This window comes from Mesorhizobium sp. YM1C-6-2, assembly GCF_003666685.1.
GTDB lineage: Bacteria > Pseudomonadota > Alphaproteobacteria > Rhizobiales > Rhizobiaceae > Mesorhizobium_K.
The window spans coordinates 161417-181680 of record NZ_RCIZ01000010.1; the positions used below are offsets into that span (position 1 = coordinate 161417).

General features: G+C 64.8%; 20 protein-coding genes. 14 read left to right on the plus strand and 6 right to left on the minus strand.

The genetic code is table 11. The features are described from left to right. Positions 1-54 precede the first annotated feature (54 nt). On the plus strand, positions 55-1224 hold the full coding sequence (locus tag D8676_RS21665) for a M23 family metallopeptidase (RefSeq protein ID WP_121583179.1): 1170 nt from the start codon (positions 55-57) through the stop codon (positions 1222-1224). A gap of 58 nt (positions 1225-1282) precedes the next feature. On the opposite strand, the gene D8676_RS21670 is transcribed toward D8676_RS21665, so the two are convergent. Genes D8676_RS21670 through D8676_RS21680 form a run of 3 tightly spaced genes read right to left on the minus strand, consistent with a single transcriptional unit; the run spans position 1283 to position 4930 of the window. Beyond that, a complete protein-coding gene (locus D8676_RS21670) occupies positions 1283-2338 on the minus strand; it encodes a substrate-binding domain-containing protein (RefSeq protein ID WP_121583180.1) in 1056 nt (351 codons plus the stop codon). Positions 2339-2373: 35 nt separating this feature from the next. Continuing rightward, entirely contained in the window at positions 2374-3369 is a 996-nt protein-coding gene (locus tag D8676_RS21675; protein WP_121583181.1) for an ABC transporter permease, read from the minus strand. Positions 3370-3421: 52 nt separating this feature from the next. Next, positions 3422-4930: a sugar ABC transporter ATP-binding protein gene (locus D8676_RS21680; RefSeq protein ID WP_121583182.1), complete on the minus strand. Its 1509-nt coding sequence runs from the start codon at positions 4928-4930 to the stop codon at positions 3422-3424. A 116-nt stretch (positions 4931-5046) separates the two neighbouring features. On the opposite strand from D8676_RS21680, the gene mtnK reads away from it, so the two are divergent. From mtnK to sbmA, 4 genes are all read left to right on the plus strand, one after another. After that, positions 5047-6336 carry an S-methyl-5-thioribose kinase gene (gene mtnK, locus D8676_RS21685; protein ID WP_121583183.1) on the plus strand — a complete coding sequence of 430 codons (1290 nt, stop codon included), beginning with the start codon at positions 5047-5049 and terminating at the stop codon, positions 6334-6336. Then, positions 6333-7439 (plus strand): S-methyl-5-thioribose-1-phosphate isomerase, encoded by a 1107-nt coding sequence (mtnA, locus tag D8676_RS21690; protein WP_121583184.1) that lies wholly within the window; start codon positions 6333-6335, stop codon positions 7437-7439. The genes mtnK and mtnA overlap by 4 nt, the downstream gene beginning before the upstream one ends. Before the next feature lie 51 nt (positions 7440-7490). Beyond that, positions 7491-7844: an arsenate reductase gene (locus D8676_RS21695; protein ID WP_121583185.1), complete on the plus strand. Its 354-nt coding sequence runs from the start codon at positions 7491-7493 to the stop codon at positions 7842-7844. 175 nt (positions 7845-8019) lie between these two features. Then, entirely contained in the window at positions 8020-9297 is a 1278-nt protein-coding gene (sbmA, locus tag D8676_RS21700) for a peptide antibiotic transporter SbmA (protein ID WP_121583186.1), read from the plus strand. Positions 9298-9321: 24 nt separating this feature from the next. Here the strand turns inward: sbmA and D8676_RS21705 are convergent, their stop codons facing one another. Further along, positions 9322-10290 carry a polysaccharide deacetylase gene (locus tag D8676_RS21705; protein WP_245427034.1) on the minus strand — a complete coding sequence of 323 codons (969 nt, stop codon included), beginning with the start codon at positions 10288-10290 and terminating at the stop codon, positions 9322-9324. A gap of 435 nt (positions 10291-10725) precedes the next feature. On the opposite strand from D8676_RS21705, the gene D8676_RS21710 reads away from it, so the two are divergent. The 9 genes from D8676_RS21710 to D8676_RS21750 all read left to right on the plus strand — a co-directional run bounded on the left by D8676_RS21710 (position 10726) and on the right by D8676_RS21750 (position 18080). After that, complete coding sequence (locus D8676_RS21710) at positions 10726-11382, plus strand: response regulator transcription factor (RefSeq protein WP_183097193.1); 657 nt, start codon at positions 10726-10728, stop codon at positions 11380-11382. Positions 11383-11767: 385 nt separating this feature from the next. Next, positions 11768-12433: a tetratricopeptide repeat protein gene (locus D8676_RS21715; protein ID WP_121583189.1), complete on the plus strand. Its 666-nt coding sequence runs from the start codon at positions 11768-11770 to the stop codon at positions 12431-12433. Positions 12434-12436: 3 nt separating this feature from the next. Then, positions 12437-13867 (plus strand): ribosome biogenesis GTPase Der, encoded by a 1431-nt coding sequence (der, locus tag D8676_RS21720; RefSeq protein WP_121583190.1) that lies wholly within the window; start codon positions 12437-12439, stop codon positions 13865-13867. Positions 13868-13987: 120 nt separating this feature from the next. After that, positions 13988-15163, plus strand: a complete 1176-nt coding sequence (locus tag D8676_RS21725; RefSeq protein WP_121583191.1) for a cell wall hydrolase — start codon at positions 13988-13990, stop codon at positions 15161-15163. A 224-nt stretch (positions 15164-15387) separates the two neighbouring features. After that, entirely contained in the window at positions 15388-15786 is a 399-nt protein-coding gene (locus tag D8676_RS21730) for an AtpZ/AtpI family protein (protein ID WP_121583192.1), read from the plus strand. Positions 15787-15851: 65 nt separating this feature from the next. Then, the gene (locus D8676_RS21735; protein WP_121583193.1) at positions 15852-16613 is read left to right on the plus strand and encodes a F0F1 ATP synthase subunit A; all 762 of its coding nucleotides are present in this window, start codon (positions 15852-15854) and stop codon (positions 16611-16613) included. A 70-nt stretch (positions 16614-16683) separates the two neighbouring features. Continuing rightward, on the plus strand, positions 16684-16908 hold the full coding sequence (locus tag D8676_RS21740) for a F0F1 ATP synthase subunit C (RefSeq protein ID WP_121583194.1): 225 nt from the start codon (positions 16684-16686) through the stop codon (positions 16906-16908). A 61-nt stretch (positions 16909-16969) separates the two neighbouring features. Continuing rightward, positions 16970-17584, plus strand: coding sequence for a F0F1 ATP synthase subunit B (locus D8676_RS21745; RefSeq protein ID WP_121583195.1), 615 nt, complete (start codon positions 16970-16972; stop codon positions 17582-17584). A gap of 4 nt (positions 17585-17588) precedes the next feature. Beyond that, the gene (locus D8676_RS21750; protein WP_121583196.1) at positions 17589-18080 is read left to right on the plus strand and encodes a F0F1 ATP synthase subunit B; all 492 of its coding nucleotides are present in this window, start codon (positions 17589-17591) and stop codon (positions 18078-18080) included. A gap of 34 nt (positions 18081-18114) precedes the next feature. Here the strand turns inward: D8676_RS21750 and D8676_RS21755 are convergent, their stop codons facing one another. Next, a complete protein-coding gene (locus D8676_RS21755; RefSeq protein WP_121583197.1) occupies positions 18115-18843 on the minus strand; it encodes a ribonuclease HII in 729 nt (242 codons plus the stop codon). A 137-nt stretch (positions 18844-18980) separates the two neighbouring features. Beyond that, positions 18981-20135: a PA0069 family radical SAM protein gene (locus tag D8676_RS21760; RefSeq protein ID WP_121583198.1), complete on the minus strand. Its 1155-nt coding sequence runs from the start codon at positions 20133-20135 to the stop codon at positions 18981-18983. Between the last annotated feature and the right edge of the window lie 129 nt (positions 20136-20264).

Below are 20264 nucleotides of genomic sequence, written 5' to 3' on the forward strand. Positions count from 1 at the left end.
GCTCTGTCGTAGCCTCCTGCCGCAACGTAAGCATGCGCAGGGAGCGCGTTCGCGATGCGGTTTCCGATCTGGGTTCTTTCCGCCCTGGTGTTCTTCGCGGGTTTGTCATGTGGCGCCAGGGCGGCGGATGAGCCGCAGCTCACGCCGCTGACCGCAGAGATCATCGCTCCGCCCCACGTGGTCTCCGGTTCGGACGGCAAGCGTCATATCGTCTACGAACTTGCACTGACCAACATCACCGGCGGGGATGTTCGTCTCGAGAAGCTCGAAGTCCTCGATCCCGACAGTGGAGCGAGTCTTGCGGTTCTTGGTGCCGATGAACTCGCGGAACGTGTGACGCCCGGCGCCAGCCGCGGCCACGAGACGCGCGAACTGGCCGCCTATCAGTTCGCGGTCGTCTTCCTGCACGTCGCACTGGCCGAAGGCACCGCGGTTCCGTCGCGCATTACGCATGAGATCACGGCCCATTTCGCGGTGATCGACGGCGACATGACGCTGAGGATCGGCGCCGGCGAAGTCGTCGCGACGGCGCCCGTTGTGCTCGGGCCGCCTTTGCGGGGCAGGGGGTATGTCGCCGCTGATGGTTGCTGCGATTCCATCCGTCATGTTCGCGCGCTGCTGTCGCTCGACGGCAGATTCCACCTTGCACAGCGTTTCGCCATCGACTGGGAACAGATCGACGATGACGACACGCTGGTCGTGGGCGACACCAAGGTGCCGGCAAACTACCATATCTACGGTCAGCCGATCCTGGCTGTTGCCGACGGCACCGTAGTCGGCACGCGCAACGACCTGCAGGATCAGGTGCCTGGCTCGTTGCCGGCCAACCTGCCGCTCGACGAAGCCGACGGCAATTTCGTCGTGCTCGACATTGGCTCTGGCTTCTTCGTCAACTACGCCCACATGCGGCCGGGCAGCGTGAAGGTGAAGCTCGGCGACACGGTCAAGCGCGGCGATCTTCTCGGTGAGGTCGGCAACACCGGCAACAGCCAGGCGCCGCATCTGCACCTGCACGTCATGGACGGCCCGTCGCCGCTGGCCTCGGACGGTCTCCCCTACGTCTTCGACAGCTTTGCCATCACTGCTGTCAACGAGGCAGGTACCGAGGACTTCGACAAGGCGGAGGCGACTGGATCGCCGCTTACGCTGACGCCGCGTGTTCCGCCCCAGACGCTTGAGAATGTCCTGCCGCTCGATCTCTCCGTCGTCGATTGGCCAGAATGATTGCAGCAAAAAGGGCGCCCTGCGGCGCCCTTCCTGCATTTCAGCCCTGCGGCTGAAATCACTTCGCGTTCGGGTTCGGCATCCAGGCCGGCATGGCGACATCGGCATGGGCGAATTGCGGCATCTTCGCCGACAGCTCTTCCATGTTCTTGATGTCGTTGTCGTTGAGGTCCTTCTGGGTGATCAGCGTCGGCGGCACGATCACCTGCTTGCCCGGGTCCTCGCCGGCCAAGAGCTGCGCCAGCGCGCGCACCGACACCTGGCCGACCACGGCCGGGTTGGTGGCGGCGGTGGCGACCCAGGCGCTGCCAGGCTCGCGCATCGCGGCGATGTCGGAGGTCGAGATGTCGGCCGAATAGATCTTGATGTCGGACGACAGGCCGGCCTCGTCGACGGCGATCTTCACGCCCTTGGCGAATTCGTCATAGGGCGCGAACATCACCTGGATGTCCGGGTTCGCGGTCAGCACCGAACGCGCCTGGTTGGCGACCGAGTTGGCGATCGGGTTGTCGAGCGTGCCGAACATTGCCGCTTCGTTGATGCCCGAATACTTGGCCTTGAACTCCTTCCAGGTCTCGTCGCGGCGGTCGAGCGGCGCGATGCCGGCGACGTAGACGTAGCCGGCCTTCCAGCTCTCGCCATTGTCCTTGATCGCCTGCTCGAGCGCGAGGCGGGCGAGGTCGCGGTCCGACTGCTCGATCTGCGGGATCTTCTCGTTCTCGACGTTGACGTCGAAGGCGACGACCTTGATGCCGGCGTCGACCGCGCGCTGCGCGGCTTCCTTCATCGATTCCGTCAGGCCGTGCTGGATGATGATGCCCTGCACGCCGAGCGCGATCGCCTGGTCGACCATGTCGGCCTGCAGCGCCGCATCCTGGCGGCTGTCGAGCACGCGCAGGTCGACGCCGAGCGCCTTGGCCTGCGCTTCCACGCCGCTGAGATAAGCCTGGAAGAAGTCGCCGGTCGAGAGATAGCGCACCAGCGCGATCTTGACGTCGCCGGGCTTGTCGAACGGCGCCGGCTTTTCCTGCGCCAACGCCGGCGCCGAGATGAGGCAGCTTGCGGCGGCGAGGCCGATCGCCAGTCTGCCGAGAGTCCTACGCGTAAAGTTCATTCCTTCCTCCACTCCATTGTCTGGTCGGTTGATGTTTAGGCTCTGCCCCTGTTGGAAAGGGCAAAGGTGAAGACGAGGGCCACGACCAGGACCGCCCCCTTCACGAAATCCTGCGTGTAATAGGGCGCGTTCATCATGGTCAGGCCCTGCAGCAGCACGCCGACGAACAACGCGCCGATCGCAGTGCCGAAGGCATTGGGTTTCGCCGCACCCAGAACCGCGAAGCCGATGAGCGCCGCGGCTACTGAATCCAGCAGCAGATTGTTACCCGAAGCGATGTCGCCGCGTCCAAGCCGCGCAGCGAGAAGAATGCCGCCGATCGAGGCAAAAACTCCCGAAATCACATAGGCCCAGATTTTGTATGCCTTGACAGGCGCGCCGGCGAGTTCCGCTGCTTTCGGATTGCTGCCAACCGCATACATCATGCGGCCGAAGCGCGTGTATTCGAGGAAGAACCAGATCAGCACCGCCAGCACCAGCAGCACCACCACCGACACCGGGATAAGGTTCGGCATGAAGAAGTCGAAGCGGTGGCGGCCGAGCGCCAGGAAGGCGGCGCTGAAGGTCCCTTCGGCGGTCGAGCCGTCGGGCATCGTCATGCCGGTGGCGATGGAGCGGCCTTCGGTCGGGATGCGCTGCAGGCCGACCAGCAGGAACATCATGCCGAGCGTCGCCAGTAGGTCGGGCACGCGCATGTAGACGATGAGGAAGCCGTTGATCAGCCCGACCACGACGCCGATGACCAGGCAGATCGCGACCGCCACCAGCGCGTTCTGCTCCAGCACCACCATCGCATAGGCGGCCGCCATCATGGCGGTCGTTGCCACCGAGCCGATCGACAGGTCGAAGCCGCCGACGACCAGCGTCGCGGTGACGCCGAGGGCCAGCACGCCGGTGATCGCCACCGACTGGAAGATGAACACCGCTGCCTGCGGCGAACCGAAGCCGTCGGTCGCCAGCGTGAAGAACACGATCAGCCCGACGAGCAGGGCGATGAAGCCGTATTTGATGGCGAAGTCGCGCAAGGTCATGAAGAGGTGCAGTCCTTGTTGTTGCGCGCGCTGCGCCCTGTATTGCCCGCCATCACGCCGCGCCCCGCATCGGCTGCCCGGCGATCTCGGCGAGCAGCCGGTCGATGTCGACGTCTTCGTTGCGGTGTTCGCCGACGACGGTGTGCTCGGACATCACCAGGATACGGTCCGCCGTCTCCAGCGCCTCGTCGAGTTCGGTGACGAAGATGAGCGTGGCGCGGCCGGCAGCACTTGCGCGCAGCTTGTCGGCGATGTCGCGCCTGGCGGCGATGTCGACGCCCTGGAAGGGCTCGTCGAGGATGAACAGGCTGGCGGGCTGCGACATCCAGCGGGCGACCATCGTCTTCTGCTGGTTGCCGCCCGACAGCGTCGCCATGTCGTCCTTCTCGGAACGGCAGACGATGCCGAGATCGGCGATCGCCTCGCGGGCGACCGCACGTTCGGCGCGCCGCCGCGCCACACCGAAGCGCGACAGGCGGTCGAGGAAGGGCAGGCTCATATTCTCGTAGAGATTGAAGTCCTTGACGATGCCGCTTTCGGCACGGTCCTTGGCCACCAGGAACACGCCGGCGGCGATGGCGTCCGCCGTCGAACGCGGTGCGTAGGGCTTGCCGCGCAGGCTCATCGCACCGCCGAGCGGCCGGCGCACGCCGAACAACGTCTCGGCGAAGGCCGTCTTGCCGACGCCGACAAGGCCGGTCACGGCGACGATTTCTCCGTCGCCGAGCTTCATCGAGAAGGGCCGGGAATGGGCAGCGAGCGACAGGTTCTCGACCGAGAAGACCGCGCCATCGCCGTCGCGCGCGGCGATCTGGGCGCGATGCATGTTCTGGCCGAGCATGGCGTTGACGGCGCCCTCGTAATCGAGCGGCTTTGTCTCGAACATGCCGGTGATGCGGCCGTCGCGCAGGCTGACGATGCGGTCGGCGAGCCGCCTTATGTCGGACATGCGGTGCGAGATGTAGAGGATCGCGACGCCGTGCGCGCGCAGCCGGTCGACCACGGCGAACAGCCGGTTCGCCTCGGCGCTCGACAGCGACGAGGTCGGCTCGTCCAGGATCAGCACCTTCGGCTCGTGCGCCATGGCGCGGGCGATCGCCACCATCTGCCGGTCGGCGAGCGAGAGGTCGCTGATCTCGGCGTCGAGGTCGACGTCGAGCCCCATACGGGCGGCGACTTCCTGCGCCTGCCGGCGCACGCGGCGCGGATTGAAAAGGAATTTTGCGCCGGCGCCGTTCAGGCGGTCGAGCGTCAGATTGGTCGCGACGTCGAGCGCCACCACAACGCCGTCATTGATGTTCTGGTGCACGGTGACGACGCCGGCGCGGATCGCCTCGGCGGGGGAGGCGGGCGCGAAATCCTGGCCGTCGAGCGTGATCGTGCCGCCGTCCCTGGTGTAGACGCCCGAGACGATGCGAACGAGGGTGGACTTGCCGGCCCCGTTGGCGCCCATCAGCACGGTGACCTCGCCGGCGTGAAGCTCAAGGCTTACGCCGCCAAGCACCTGCGTCGGGCCAAAGGACTTCCTAAGGTCCGCTATGCGGAACACAGGATCTGCCATTCATCCTCCCAATAGGCCCACGCTATGGAGGAAGTCGGCAATTGTCAATACGATTGACAATTGCCAGAGTGGCTCCTAGGTTCCGGCCGGAACGCAGGCCAAAAGGGAGGATCAGCATGGACAAAGCCCCGGCTTTTCAGGCCTTGACCGTCGAAACCCTGCCCGCGCGCCTTGGCGCCGTCGAGGCGCTCGCTTCGCGTATCGGCGCCGATTCCTCCCGCTGGGACGTGCGCGAGGTCGGCGACGGCAATTTGAACCTCGTTTTCATCGTCAAGGGTGAAAAGGGCGGAGCGGTGGTCAAGCAGGCGCTGCCCTATGTCAGGCTCGTCGGCGAGAGCTGGCCGCTTCCGCTGAAGCGCTCCTTCTTCGAATATCACGCGCTGGTCCGCCAGGAGGCAAGGGCGGGCGAGGGCACTGTCCCCGCGATCTACCATTTCGACGAGGCGCAGGCGCTCATCGTCATGGAATATCTGACGCCGCACGTCATTCTTAGGCGCGCGCTGATCGATGGCCGCATGCCGCCGAAGATCGCCAGGGATCTCGGCCTGTTCATGGCGCGCACGCTGTTCCGCGGCTCCGACCTCTCGATGAAGGCGCGGGCCCGCAAGGAGGATCTGGCGTTGTTCGCCGCCAACGCCGAGCTCTGCGACATCACCGAGAGCCTCGTCTTCACCGATCCTTATTACGAAGCGGCGATGAACCGACACACCGCGCCGCAACTCGACGCTCTGGTTGCGGAACTGCGTGCCGACCGCGATCTGAAGGTCGAGGCACAGAAGCTGAAGCATATGTTCGCCGCCAACGCCGAGACGCTGGTGCATGGCGACCTGCATTCCGGCTCGATCATGGTGACCGACGAAGACACGCGCGTCATCGATCCGGAATTCGCCTTCTACGGGCCGATGGCCTTCGACGTTGGCATGCTGCTCGCCAATTTCTGGATGGCCTATTTCTCCCAAGCAGGTCACGAGGGGGCCGGCCACGAGAAGGCCGGCGACCGCGAGGCGCAGCGCGCCTATCTGCTGGGCGTCATCGTCGAGACCTGGTCGGTCTTCCGCGAGGAGTTTTCGCATCTCTGGCGCAGCGAGCGCACCGGCATGCTCTACGACCGCCGTCTCTACGAGGATCGCGGCGATAGGCTCGGTTCCGAACAGGCGCTCGACCGCATTCTGCACGACATCTGGGTCGACATGCTGGGCTTCGCCGGCGTCGAAATCCACCGCCGTATCCTCGGCCTCGCCCACAATGCCGACTTCGAGACCATAGAAGACGAGGATTTGCGCGCTACATGTGAGGCAAAGGCGTTGAAGTTCGGCCGCCACATCTGCGTCAACCGCGAACGCATCCACGGCCTGGATGAGATCAATGCGCTGGCCGTCCGCTTCGAGAAGGATCTAGTCGCTTGAAAGTCGCAGACCGCCACTACCGCACCATCTGGGTCAATGAGGACGGCCGCTCGGTCGACATCATCGACCAGCGCTGGCTGCCGCATGATTTCCGCGTCGAGACGGTCGGCACGGTCGAGGGTATCGCCACCGCGATCCGCGACATGTGGGTGCGCGGCGCGCCGCTGATCGGCGTCACCGCCGCCTATGGCGTCGCCATCCAGATGCTAGACGATCCCTCCGACGCCGCCCTCGACAGGGTCTGGCACCGGCTGCACGAGACACGGCCCACCGCGATCAATCTGCGCTGGGCGCTCGACGAGATGAAGCGCGTGCTGTCGCCGCTGTTCCCCGCCGACCGCGCCGCGGTGGCCTGGCGTCGTGCGGGGGAAATCGCCGACGAGGACATCGAGCTCAACCGCTCGATCGGCAGGCACGGTCTCGAAATCATCAAGCAGATCGCCGCCCGGAAAAAGGCCGGCGAGCCGGTCAACATCCTCACCCACTGCAATGCCGGCTGGCTGGCCACTGTCGACTACGGCACCGCAACCGCGCCGATCTACCTGGCGACCGAGGCGGGCATCCCCGTCCACGTCTATGTCGACGAGACCCGGCCCCGCAACCAGGGCGCCCAGCTCACCGCCTGGGAGATGGCTGGCCACGGCGTGCCGCATACGCTCATCGTCGACAATGCCGGCGGCCACTTCATGCAGCACGGCATGGTCGACATGGTGATCGTCGGTACCGACCGCACGACGGCCAACGGCGACGTCTGCAACAAGATCGGTACCTACCTGAAGGCGCTCGCCGCCCGCGACAATGGCGTGCCCTTCTATGTCGGCCTGCCGTCGCCGACCATCGACTGGACCGTGCATGACGGCGTCAAGGAAATCCCGATCGAGGAACGCTCCGCCGACGAGGTTTCCTATGTCCAGGGCAAGACCGCAGCCGGCGACATCGCACAGGTCCGCATCTCGCCCGACAACTCGCCTGCCGCCAACCCCGCCTTCGACGTGACGCCGGCCCGCCTCGTCACCGGCCTCATCACCGAGCGCGGCATCGCAAAAGCCTCGCCCGAGGGGCTGCTGGCGCTGTTCCCCGAACGCGCGAGAAACGCGGCTTAAGCGCTTCCACGAATCTCCTGCGCGGCGTATGGGGTCCGCAGGAGATTTGCCATGACCGTCACCATCTACGGCATCAAGAACTGCGACACGGTGAAGAAGGCGCGCACCTGGCTCGAGGGCAGGGGCGTCGAGCATCGTTTCGTCGACTACCGCGCCGAGGGCTTCGAGCCGAAGAACCTTGCCCGCTGGAAGAGCGCGGTCGGCTGGGAGAAGTTGCTCAACAAGGCGAGCACGACCTTCAAGGAGCTGCCGGATGCCGACAAGCAGGGCCTCGACGAGAAGAAGGCCGTCGCGCTGATGCAGGCGCATCCGACGCTGATCAAGCGTCCTGTGCTCGACGTCGACGGTAACATCACCGTCGGCTTCAAGCCCGACATCTACGAACAGGCGACTTCCGACCGCTGACGGTCAGGCACCGACGCCACCCGCCCGTTAGCGGACGGTCCGTCGCCAAAATCGCCACGATTGTGCGTTCTGGCGGTCGCCGGACATCGAACCGGCTCTCCGTGCCGGCCATTTCCTTTCGCGGGGAAGTGTGGATTGATGCCGCCCGACATACGACGCCACAAGGAATCGCCGCTTGTTCGTATCTTTTTTCCCGCAACCACGGCTGTTTTTCACCTCGGCGGCCATCTGGAGCCTTGTGCTGGTGTTTCTCTGGTTCGCCGGCGGTGAACAGTTGGGCGCGTATTTTGGATTTCCGCCTGCTGCGGCCGGGACGCCCCCCATCATCGGCGTTTCCGTTTTCTGGTCGAAGCCGTTCCTCTGGTTCTATGTGTATTTCGCGCTAGGCGTGGCCATCTTCTACGCCTTCTGGAGCTGGTATTCGCCGCACCCCTGGCAGCGCTGGTCGATCCTCGGCTCCTCGCTCATCCTGTTCATCGTCTATTTCCAGGTGCAGGTCAGCGTCGCGGTCAACAACTGGTACGGGCCGTTCTGGGACTACATCCAGAATGTGCTGTCGAAGACAGTCACCACGACCACTCCCGAGTTCTATTCCCAGGTAGCGAGCTTCGCGGGGCTGGCGCTGGTCGGCATGAACGTTTCCGTGCTGAACGCCTTTCTCGTCAGCCACTGGGTCTTCCGCTGGCGCAACGCGATGAACGACTACTACATGTCTCACTGGGATCGTCTCCGTCACATCGAGGGCGCATCGCAGCGCGTCCAGGAGGATACGATGCGCTTCTCCCAGATCATGGAAGGGCTGGGAACGGCGTTCATCGATTCGATCATGACGCTGATCGCGTTCATGCCGGTGCTGATCGGGCTTTCCGCCCACATCACCGAATTGCCGATCGTCGGTGCGATTCCCAATCCGCTGGTCGTGGCTGCGATCGTGTGGGCATTTGCCGGCACCATCAGCCTGGTTGTTGCGGGTTACAAATTGCCGGGGCTGCAGTTCAAGAACCAGCGGGTCGAGGCGGCGTACCGCAAGGAGCTCGTCTACGGCGAAGACGACGAGGCGCGGGCGCAGCCGGCTACGACGACGGAGCTTTTCCACGATGTCCGTCGCAACTACTTCCGGCTCTATTTCCACTATGTCTATTTCAACGTGGTGCGTTACACGTACCTGCAGGCCAACAACATCTTTTCGCTGCTCATCCTCGGTCCGTCCATCGTGGCCGGCACCATCACGCTGGGGCTGCTGAACCAGATCAGCTACGCCTTCTCGCAGGTCACCGGATCGTTTCAGTTCCTGGTCAATTCCTGGCCGACGATCGTCGAGCTCCTGTCCGTCCACAAGCGCCTGCGCGCTTTCGAGGCGACGCTGGAGGGCGCGCCGCTGCCCGACATCGACCGCCACTATCTGGAGCGTAAGCAGGCAGGCATGCGCCCGGAGGATCAGCCGGCGTCCTGACGCCGTAGCCAATGGGCCGGCGGCTCAGCCGCCGGCTGCCGGGGCGTCGATCCCGCTGTGTTCCGACTGCGTGCGTTTCATGTAGTCCGCATAGCTGGTGCACACGACGTCTGCCATGACGCAGACCTCCGCGGCGAACCGCTCCAGCGCCTTCCAATAGGCGCCGTCGTTCATCAGCGTGAAGTGGAAGCCGAGCTGCAGCGGCGCGCGGCCGCCCCGATACTGCGCGTCGAAGGCGGCCTTGAACGCCTCATAGCTTCGCTCCTGGAAGGCCGCCGCCTCGTCGGGCCGCTCGAAGCCGCCCGAATGGCGGACGAAGAGATTGTAATCCATCGCGATCACCCGGCGCGCCTTTGGTCCTTCCGGGATCTGCGGCAGGGCGAAACGCTCGACGCCGCCCTCGGCATGGGGCTCGACCGGGCCCCGCGAGACGCCGCTCGCGTCATAGCGAAAACCTGCGGCCTTCAGCGCATCGAAGAGCGCCGCGCTCGTGCTGAGATAGGGCGCCCGGAACCCGGACACTCCCGTCTCGGCGAAGTTTCGCCAATCTGCCGGCTCGCCCGCTATTCCGTTGATCTTGTAGGCCTCGGCCATGATGCGCTTGAAGGCGGAAAATTCCTTCAGCCAGTCGGCCCTGCTCCATGCCTTGCCGTCGAAATGGCCGCAGGCGTGGCTGGCGAGCTCATGGCCTTCGGAGAGGGCCAGCCGGATTTCGTCGAGCCGCCTGGCGACTTCCCCTTTCGTTTGCGCGAAGCCGACTTCCGAGCGGCCCGCCTTCCTGCCGGGTGGCTGGTATTCGCCGCGTGTCTCCTTCGACAGCAGGAAGACGCAGGACAGGAAATAGGTGAAGCGCGCGCCGGTCCGCGCCGCCAGCGCGCGGCTGCGCTGCCATTGCGCGAGGTCGTGCGCGCCGTCGAAGGAGATGATCATATATTGAGGCGGAGGGGCTTTGGCCGGTTCGGATGCCGCCTCTGCGGAGGCAGGCAAAAGCATGCAGGATACAGCCAGGAAACGCAGGACGAGGGACATTGACACCAACTGATTCAGTCTTGGCTGGCGGTTCAACACATGAATGTGGCGGCGAGACGATACGCGTGGCGAGGAGGTGATGAAAAGCGCCACTCTACCATGAATTTTGCGTGCGGAGATATTTCAACTACCGCGACCCTGAACCAATAAAAAAGTCTACTTCCAAGGGGGTAGGAGCGAAAAAATCCGAGGTAGCGAGAGGATGCATCTTTTGCTCCGGGGACAATTTGTGATAATTTACTACGAGTGGGCACTTGATTGGGGGAGTGGCATTCGTCTGGTTGCGATGCATCCAGGGGGCTGGCGGATATCGATACTATTGAGCGCTACTGCGCCGTTGGACGTGGCTGGCACGCCGGGTTCCTAGAGGATCGCAACCTAAAAATGTGGGTGGTTGCGATGCGTACTTTTCTGGTCGGACAAAGTAGGCTCTTTCGAGCCGCCTTATCGAGATTGTTGCAAGGAACTACGTTCGCGGTCTCAGCCGCGGCCGAATCTCTTCAGGATGCCGCGGTGGTCGACGGCGTCCGCAGCGGCGATCAGGTGGTTTTGCTTCTCCAGAAGCCGGACCGGCTGGCCGATCTTGAAACTGAAATCGAGGGCCTGAAGGCCTGCGGTGTTCCGCCCTGGATCGTCATACTGGCACGGTCGCTGGACGCCTCGGAGATCGCCGAGGGCTTCCTCTACGGCGTAGATGGGTATCTTCTGGAGGAGATTTCGCCAGAAGCGCTGGTCGAATCCCTCAACCTTGTCATCCTCGGCGAGAAGGTGTTTCCGAGCCAGCTCGTCGATCTGCTGACCGAGGCGGACTGGGCCAAGAGCAGGTCACGCGCTTCGGGGGAATACGACGCCAACCTGTCCGAGCGCGAGTTCGAGATCGTCAATTGGCTGGCACGCGGCGCGCCCAACAAGGTGATCGCGGGAAAGATGTCGATCACCGAAGCCACGGTGAAGGTGCACATCAAGGCCATCCTGAAGAAGGTCGGCGTTCACAACAGAACCCAGGCGGCGATCTGGGCAGTGCAAAGGGGTTTACTCGCAGGCGCCGGTGAGTGAGCGGCATCCGGCGCCAGGCGGCATCATGACCGGTCAGTAGGGCAGACAGATAATAGTGTCTGTCCTACATCGATGGAATTGCCGCCCGATAGCGGTGATACCCTGCGATTGCGCTTCGGCCATCGACCGTCTCGCCGAGGAGCTGCTTCCTGCGGCGGCTGCTAGCGCAAGCCGTCAGAATGGCGCGCACCCGGCGCGCCTGTTTTTCCGCTCCCGTTCTTGCCCCGGCCGATCTTCCTACCGCAAAAGACATGTGTCTGCCTGCGGCAAGAAGTCGGCACACGGCCGTTTTTCGGCCCGCCCCCTTCCATGCCGGCAAATTTAGGCTAAAACCCACGCTCACAACGGGGGTCGGCCGGCAAGGGCCGGCATGGTTCAGGAACAAATGTCGGACGACAGCTTCTTCCGCGAAGTCAACGAGGAAATCCGCCAGGAGCAGGCGCGCGCGCTCTGGGACCGCTATGGGCCCTATGCGCTGGCGATCGCCGTGCTGGTGGTGCTCGGCACCGCGGGCTTCGTGGCCTGGGAATATTGGGCCGAGAGCCGCGCCAACCGTTCCGGCGACGCCTTCTCGCAGGCGCTCACCCTCGCCAACGAAGGCAAGAACGACGAGGCGCTCGGCGCGCTGGAAAAGCTCGAGGCGGACGGCTACGGCGCCTATCCGCTGCTCGCCCGCATGCGTGCCGCCACCGTGCTCGCCGCCAAGGGCGACCTTTCCGGCGCGGTCGCGAGCTTCGACGAGGTTGCCGCCGACACTTCCATTCCCGGCGCGATCCGCGACATGGCCAACCTGCGCGCTGCGTTCATCCTGGTTGACAGCGGCACCTATGCCGACGTGTCGGCCCGTGCCGAGGCGCTCACCGCCGACACCAATCCGCTCCGCCACTCGGCGCGCGAGGCGCTCGGCCTCTCCGCCTGGAAGGAAGGCCGCGCTTCCGACGCGCTGAAGCTCTTCGAGCAGATCTCCGCCGACGAGGGCGCCCCGCGCAACGTCCGCGAGCGCGCCAACCTGCTCGCGGAACTGATCCGCGGCCAGGGCACGGCGTCGTGAACTATGGGCTTCAGCGTAGCCATCATCGGCCGGCCTAACGTCGGCAAGTCCACGCTTTTCAACCGTCTTGCCGGCAGGAAGCTGGCGCTTGTCGACGACACGCCCGGCGTCACCCGCGACCGCCGCGTGCATCCGGCGAAGCTCTACGATCTTCACTTTGACGTTATCGACACCGCCGGCTTCGAGGTCGCCGGACCCGAGACGCTGCAGGGCCGCATGCGCCAGCAGACGGAGATCGCCATTCGCGAGGCCGACCTCATCTTCTTCATGATGGACGCCAAGGCGGGCCTCACGCCGGACGACCGCACCTTCGCCGAGATCGTGCGCAAGTCGGGCAAGCCTGTCGTTCTGGTCGCCAACAAGGCCGAGGCACGCGGGGCACAGGCCGGCCTGCTGGAAGGTTATGAGCTCGGCCTCGGCGAGCCGGTCGCCGTTTCCGCCGAACATGGCCAGGGCCTGCCCGACCTGCGCGACGCGGTGGTGGAAGCGCTCGGCGAAGAGCGCGTCTTCGAGGACGAGGAGGAAGACGATCTCACGCCAGCGGTCAGCGAGACGCTGGTCGGCGAGGACGTCGCCGATCCGGACGCCGAGCCCGCCTATGACGAGACGAAGCCGATGCGCATCGCCGTCATCGGCCGCCCGAACGCCGGCAAGTCGACGCTTATCAACGCGCTGATCGGCGAGGAGCGCCTGCTCACCGGACCCGAGGCTGGCATCACCCGCGATTCCATCTCGGTCGACTGGGAATGGCGCGGCCGCGCGCTGAAACTCTTCGACACGGCCGGTATGCGCCGCAAGGCCAAGGTGCAGGAGAAGCTGGAGAAGCTGTCCGTCGCCGACGGCCTGCGCGCCATCCGCTTCGCCGAGGTGGTGATCGTCGTGCTCGATTCGACCATCCCCTTCGAGAAGCAGGACCTGCAGCTCGCCGATCTCATCATCCGCGAGGGCAGGGCGCTGGTCATCGCCTTCAACAAGTGGGACCTGATCGAGAATCCGCAGGAGGCGCTAGCCGAGCTGCGCGAGAAGACCGCTCGCCTGCTGCCGCAGGTACGCGGCGTGCTGGCTGTGCCGGTCTCGGCCGAGACCGGGCGCGGCCTCGACAAGCTGATGGACGCGGTGCTGAAGGCGCACCGGGTCTGGAACACGCGCATCTCGACCGCGCGGCTGAACCGCTGGCTGGAAGGCACCGTCGCACAGCATCCGCCGCCCGCCGTCGCCGGCCGCCGCCTCAAGATAAAGTACATCACCCAGGTCAAGACCCGCCCGCCGGGCTTCGTGCTGTCCTGCACGCGGCCGACCGAAGTGCCGCAGTCCTACGTCCGCTATTTGGTTAACGGGTTGCGTGAAACTTTCGACATTCCGGGCGTGCCGGTGCGCATGTCGATCCACGCCTCCGAGAACCCTTACGCTTCGCGGGCTGCAAAGCGCAGATAATGCGGCGCGCTGCCGCACTTGGCGACACATTCCCGCCCCATCGCCACCGTTAACCGTCCATCAAGGTTAATGCCGCAGTGTGCCCTCCAGTGGGTATGTCGCGTCCCTGGAGAGGGTTAAGTGTATCGACGACTAGTGACGCGGCACCTCGGCGCCGCCAGCCGAGACAAACGTTCGTTCCTGTCTCCCTTCATCGTTGGCCTTGGCATCTGGATCGGCTTCCCGACGGTCGCCGCCTATCAGGACATGGCCAGCCTTGTGTCGGGTGTCGAGGGCGAACGCGCGCGCTGGAGCGCCTTCGTCGAGCAGGCGGCAGCGGGCTCCGTCCACGCCGCCGAAATGCCTTTCCTGAATGCCGATGCCGCCACCGCCTCGATGGCGGGCTCTGGCGTCGCCGCGCCCGGCATCGGCAAGGTGTCGCTTCGCACGAAGTTCACCAATCCCGTTCCCGACGAGGAGCGCATCGTCCGCGCCGACAAGAAGGGCCGCCTCGTCCACATCGCTCCGGTCGCGCCGCCGAAGACCTTCGACGCGGGCTCGATGTTCAAGCGCACCAGCCTGCTCGTCGGCCCGAAGCGGGAAGATGTGAGGATGGCGTTCACAATCCCCGAGATTCGCGGCAAGGAGGTCGAGATCGCCACCGCCTTCTATCTGAAGGAGGACAAGCGGCGCGATTCCGGCGTGCCGGCGATTCTCGCCGACCTCGTCAACAACGACAAGGCGGACATCCTCGCCACAGCTTACGCGCCGGCCGAGCCCGACTATTCCAGGGCCTCCCCGTTCATCAGCCTGCTAAAGGACCCCAACGACACCGGCCGCTTCATCCCGCCCGTCGTGGATGGCGATCATTCCTGGATGAGCAAGCCGCTGCCGCCGAGCGTCTTCTCCGCCAAGGAACAGACCTGCCTCGCCAACGCCATCTATTTCGAGGCGCGCGGCGAAAGCCTGCGCGGCCAGGCCGCTGTCGCCCAGGTGGTGCTCAACCGCGTGCGCAATCCGACCTACCCGGCGACCGTGTGCGGCGTCGTCTACCAGAACCAGCACCTCAAGAACCGCTGCCAGTTCTCCTTCGCCTGCGACGGCAAGAAGGATGTCATCGCCAACAAGAAGAGCTACGACGTCGCCAAGGACATCGCCATGGCGGTGACGGCCGGCAAGATCTTCCTGCCCGAGGTCGCATCCTCGACCCATTACTACGCCCAATACGTCAAGCCGGGCTGGGCGCGCTCGATGGAGAAGATGAAGAAGATCGGCCTGCACATCTTCTACCGCACCTATGGCGGCGGCTGGAGCTGAGCTTTTCGGGCCTGATGCGCCCGCTCGGCGCACGGATTCGCCGGTCGCTGTGCGCCCAAATGGCCGCGCACTATGTCGCACTTCTTTAAAACATTGATTTCATTGCAGAATTTAGTCTGTTTACCTGACCTCTGCCCGGCTTGACGGGGCACAGGCCCCTATCTATGTTGCGCGCGACTTGGAGCGGACGGAAAGCAGCCGCTGCCGAGGCTTAGGAGGTTGCGATGGCCGTCACGAACGGGCCAGGCGAAACCGGAAAATCCGGGCCAGGCAGACAGGGTGGAGACCACCGCGACGACGACCTTGAACGCCGCCGTCGAAATCTCGAAGCAACCCTTGCCACGAGACAGCCGGACAGGCAGGAGAGGAAGGAAGGCGCCGGCGGCGCCACCGGCTACGGCGAGGCAATGAAGCTGTCCAGCGAGTTCGTCGCTGGTGTGGCGGTCGGAGCCGGTCTTGGCTGGATGATCGACAGGTTTGCGGGCACGTCGCCCTGGGGACTCGTCATCTTCCTGCTGCTCGGCTTTGCCGCGGGCGTGCTCAACGTCCTGCGCTCGGTCGGCAAGGTTGCCGAGTTCGGCCAGGGCAAGAACCAGGGCCCGAACGGACGGCGCAACGATTGAATTTCCTGGCTTGGCCGGGGGACTGAAGCAAACGGAGGCCCGTACGCGGCCTCAGGGGACCGCAAGTGGCTACACCGGACAAGGTCGATCCGATCCATCAGTTCCACATCAACAAGATCGTCGACTTCCACGTCGGCGGGCTTGATCTGTCCTTCACCAATTCGTCGCTGTTCATGGTGGTGACCGTCGTCGTCGCCGGCGCCTTCCTTTATTTCGCGACCTCGTCGCGTGCGCTCATCCCGTCGCGTCTGCAGTCGGTCGCGGAGATGTCCTACGAATTCGTCGCCAACATGCTGCGCGACGCTGCCGGCAAGCAGGGGATGCAGTTCTTCCCGCTGGTGTTTTCGCTGTTCATGTTCGTCCTGGTCGCCAACCTGCTTGGCCTTTTCCCGTATTTCTTCACGGTGACCAGCCACATCATCGTGACCTTCTTCCTGGCGATGATCGTGATCCTCACCGTCGTGCTCTACGGCTTTTACAAGCACGGCCTGCACTTCTTCAAACTCTTCGTCCCCAGCGGCGTGCCGGCGATCCTGCTGCCGCTGGTCGTCGGGATCGAGATTATCTCCTTCCTGTCTCGCCCGATCAGCCTGTCCGTGCGTCTTTTCGCCAACATGCTCGCCGGCCACATCACCCTCAAGGTGTTTGCAGGCTTCGTGGTTTCCCTGTCGGCCATGGGCGGCGTCGGCATCGCCGGCGCGATCCTGCCGCTCGGCATGACGGTCGCCATCACCGCCCTCGAGGTTCTCGTCGCCTTGCTGCAGGCCTACGTCTTTGCGGTCCTGACCTGCATGTACCTGAACGACGCGTTGCACCCGGGGCACTGAACACATTAGGAATCGCCGGCGCTTCTGCCGGTTGAACGGAAACTTTCCAGATCCACCAAGGAGTAGAAAAATGGAAGCTGAAGCAGCACGGTACATCGGCGCTGGCATTGCGTGCCTGGGCATGGGCGGAGCCGGTATCGGCCTGGGCTCGATCTTCGGAAACTACCTGGCGGGCGCGCTGCGCAATCCGTCGGCTGCCGACGGCCAGTTCGGCCGCCTCATCTTCGGTTTCGCCGTGACGGAAGCTCTGGGCATCTTCTCGCTGCTGATCGCGCTGCTCGCGCTGTTCGGCTGATATTGCTCTCCGCTTTGAGCCGCGCCGCGTGAAGCGGCGGGCTCCGGTCTGAGGACGTGAGATGTTTGTGACGGACGCCTACGGGCAAGAGACCGCGCCTTCCACGGAAGGTGGGCACGGCGCCGAAGCGCCTGCCGACGCCGGACATGCCGCCGGCACGGAAGTACCGGCAGCAGGTGGGCACGGGGAGGGGAGTTTCCCGCCCTTCGACGCCTCCACCTTTCCGTCGCAGATCCTCTGGGTCGCCATCACCTTCGGCCTGTTCTACCTCTTCCTGAAGAAGGTGATCATGCCGCGGCTGGCCGGCATCCTCGATGTGCGCGAAAGCCGCATCGCCAAGGATATCGCCGAGGCGGGCCGCATGAAGGGCGAAGCCGACGCGGCGGTCGCCGCCTATGAGCAGGAACTGGCCGAGGCCCGCGCCAACGCCAACACGATCGGCCAGCAGTCCCGCGACAACGCCAAGGTCGAAGCCGAGACCGCGCGCAAGTCGATCGAGGCCAGCCTCGAACAGAAGCTCGCCGAGGCCGAGGAACGGGTCGCCAAGATCAAGGCTACCGCCATGCAGGACGTCGGCGCGATCGCCGAGGAGACTGCATCGGCCATCGTCTCGGCGCTCGGCGGGAAGTCGGCCAAGGCCGACGTCGCCACCGCCGTGAAGTCGGTCAGGAGCTAGCGCCATGGACGCGACATCCCTTGCAACGGTCTGGGCGACCGTAGGACTCCTCATCTTCATCGGCATCGTCGTCTACCTGAAGGTGCCAGGCATGATCGCGAAGGCGCTCGATGCGCGCGCCGCCAAGATTCGCGCCGACCTCGACGAGGCCCGTCGTCTGCGCGAAGAGGCGCAGGCGCTGCTCGCCGAGTTCCAGCAGAAGCGCAAGGACGCCGAGCAGGAAGCGGCCGACATCGTCACCGCGGCCAAGCGTGAGGCCGAGCTGCTGCTCGCCGACGCCCACAAGAAGACCGAGGACTATGTCCAGCGCCGCACCGTGATGGCCGAGCAGAAGATCGCCCAGGCCGAGCGCGAGGCGGTCAACGAGGTGCGCTCCAGTGCCGTCGACATCGCCGTCGAGGCCGCGCGCAAGCTGCTTGCCGGCAGCGCCGACATCAAGGCCGGCGAGGAACTGTTCAAGTCCTCGCTGCAGGAACTGAAGTCGAAGCTGAACTGAAGTCCGGCAGGAATTCGACGATCAAAGCCGCCGCTCAGGCGGCTTTTTCGTTTTCGGCGCCGAGCGGAAAATCGATCTCGAGCAGGTCGGCTTCCACCAGCTCTTCCGCCTCGACCAGGCGGAACGGCGCGAACGACAGGCGGTGCAGCCTCGTCGCCGGACCATGGATCTCGATCGCCGCGCGATGACGCTCGGTCGCGTAGCCCATGTGGATCTCCAGACCGTAGCGCTCGTCCGCCCTGCCGCAGCCCTGCATCATGCGGTCGCGCATCACCTTGGCGACGATCGACGCCGCGGCGATCGACTGCGAGCGCTGATCGCCCTTGATCAGCGCCTTGCACTCGCAGGGAAGCCCGGGCGGCACGTCGCGTCCGTCGGCCAGCGCCATATTTGCGGTCACCGGCAATGCGGCCAGCGCGCGGCGCATCGCTTTCAGGCTCGCCTTCAGGATGTTGCTGCGGTCAATGCCTTCGGCGCAGACCGAGGATACGGAGACGCCGAGCGCCGTCTTGAGGATCGTCTCGAACAGCGCCTCGCGCTGCAGGGCTGTGAGCCGCTTCGAATCGTCGAGCCCTTTCGGGATGCGTTTGGGATTGAGCACGACGGCGGCCGCCACCACCGGTCCGGCGAGCGGCCCGCGGCCGGCTTCGTCGAGCCCGGCGACCGGCCAGAGCCCGTTCTTCATCGCCTTCCTCTCGAAGGAGAAGTCGGGCTTCTGGTCGAGATCGAAGAGGGGCGGAGAATCGGGACGCGCGCGAGCCATGGTGCGGCGATGCTCGCATCGGTTCCGATTCTCCGCAAGGCCTCCCGGCCGCTGGGGCGGCGGTCGGGAGGCTCCGTCGGCAGCCAGGGGCGGGGCTGGACGGATTCTTTACACGCTGGGGACGCGAAGCTTGCCGGTCAGAGCAGCATCAGCTGCTCGTTCTTCTTCTCGGCCTGGACGAAGAGATCGGTCCGGAGCGACGTGCGCCTGGCGTTGAGGCCGAGCCGCCGCGCCGCGATCTCGAAGCGGCGGCCGATCTGCCAGGCATAGGGACCGGTGCCGCGCATGCGCTTGCCCCATTCCGAATCGTAATCCTTGCCGTCGCGCATCGAGCGGATCAGCGACATCACGTGACGGTAGCGGTCCGGATAGTGGCGCAGCAGCCAGTCCTTGAAGATCGGGCTGACTTCGAGCGGCAGCCTGAGCAGCACGTAGCCGGCATCCTGAGCGCCGGCGGCGCGGGCCGCGTCGAGGATCTTCTCGATCTCCTGGTCGGTGAGGCCGGGCACGATCGGCGCCACCATCACCGAGGTCGGGATGCCGGCGTCGCTGAGCTGCCGGATCGCTTCGAGCCGCTTGGTCGGCGTCGAGGCGCGTGGTTCCATCGTCCGCGCCAGCACCCGGTCGAGCGTCGTCACCGACAGCGCCACCTTGGCGAGGCCGCGTTCGGCCATGCGCGACAGGATGTCGATGTCGCGCGTCACCAGCGCCGACTTGGTGACGATGCCGACCGGATGGTTGCGGGCGTCGAGCACTTCGAGGATCTCGCGCATGATGCGCCACTGCTTCTCGACCGGCTGGTAGGGGTCGGTGTTGGTGCCGATGGCGATGGTGCGCGGCTGGTAGCCTTCCTTCGACAGTTCCTTGTCCAGGAGCTTCGCCGCATCGGGCTTGGCGAAGAGCTTCGATTCGAAGTCGAGCCCCGGCGACAGCCCCATATAGCTGTGGGTCGGCCGCGCGAAGCAGTAGACGCAGCCGTGCTCGCAGCCGCGATACGGATTGATCGAGCGGTCGAAGGAGATATCCGGTGAGTCGTTGCGGGTGATGATGGTGCGCGGCTTCTCCACCTGCACTTCCGTCTTGAAGGGCGGCAGGTCCTCGAGCGTTTCCCAGCCGTCGTCGAAGACGTGCCGCGTTACTGGCTCGAAACGGCCGCTCGGATTGATGCCCGCCGAACGGCCGCGGTTGCGCTCGGGGCGCACCCTTATGCCGCTCTGCTCGATCATCGCATTGGCCATTTCTGCTCTCCCGCTGCCGAAAGCTGCAATGTCGGCGCGCACGATCTGTTCCATCTTGGCCCTTTCCCAGGGCGTCTCGGATGCAGGGCGAATCGTCGTTCTCATGAAACTATTCCTATTTGTGGAATAAGAACAAATCAAGAACTTTATGGTTACGGCCTGTCGCTCGGCGGGCGGAACTGG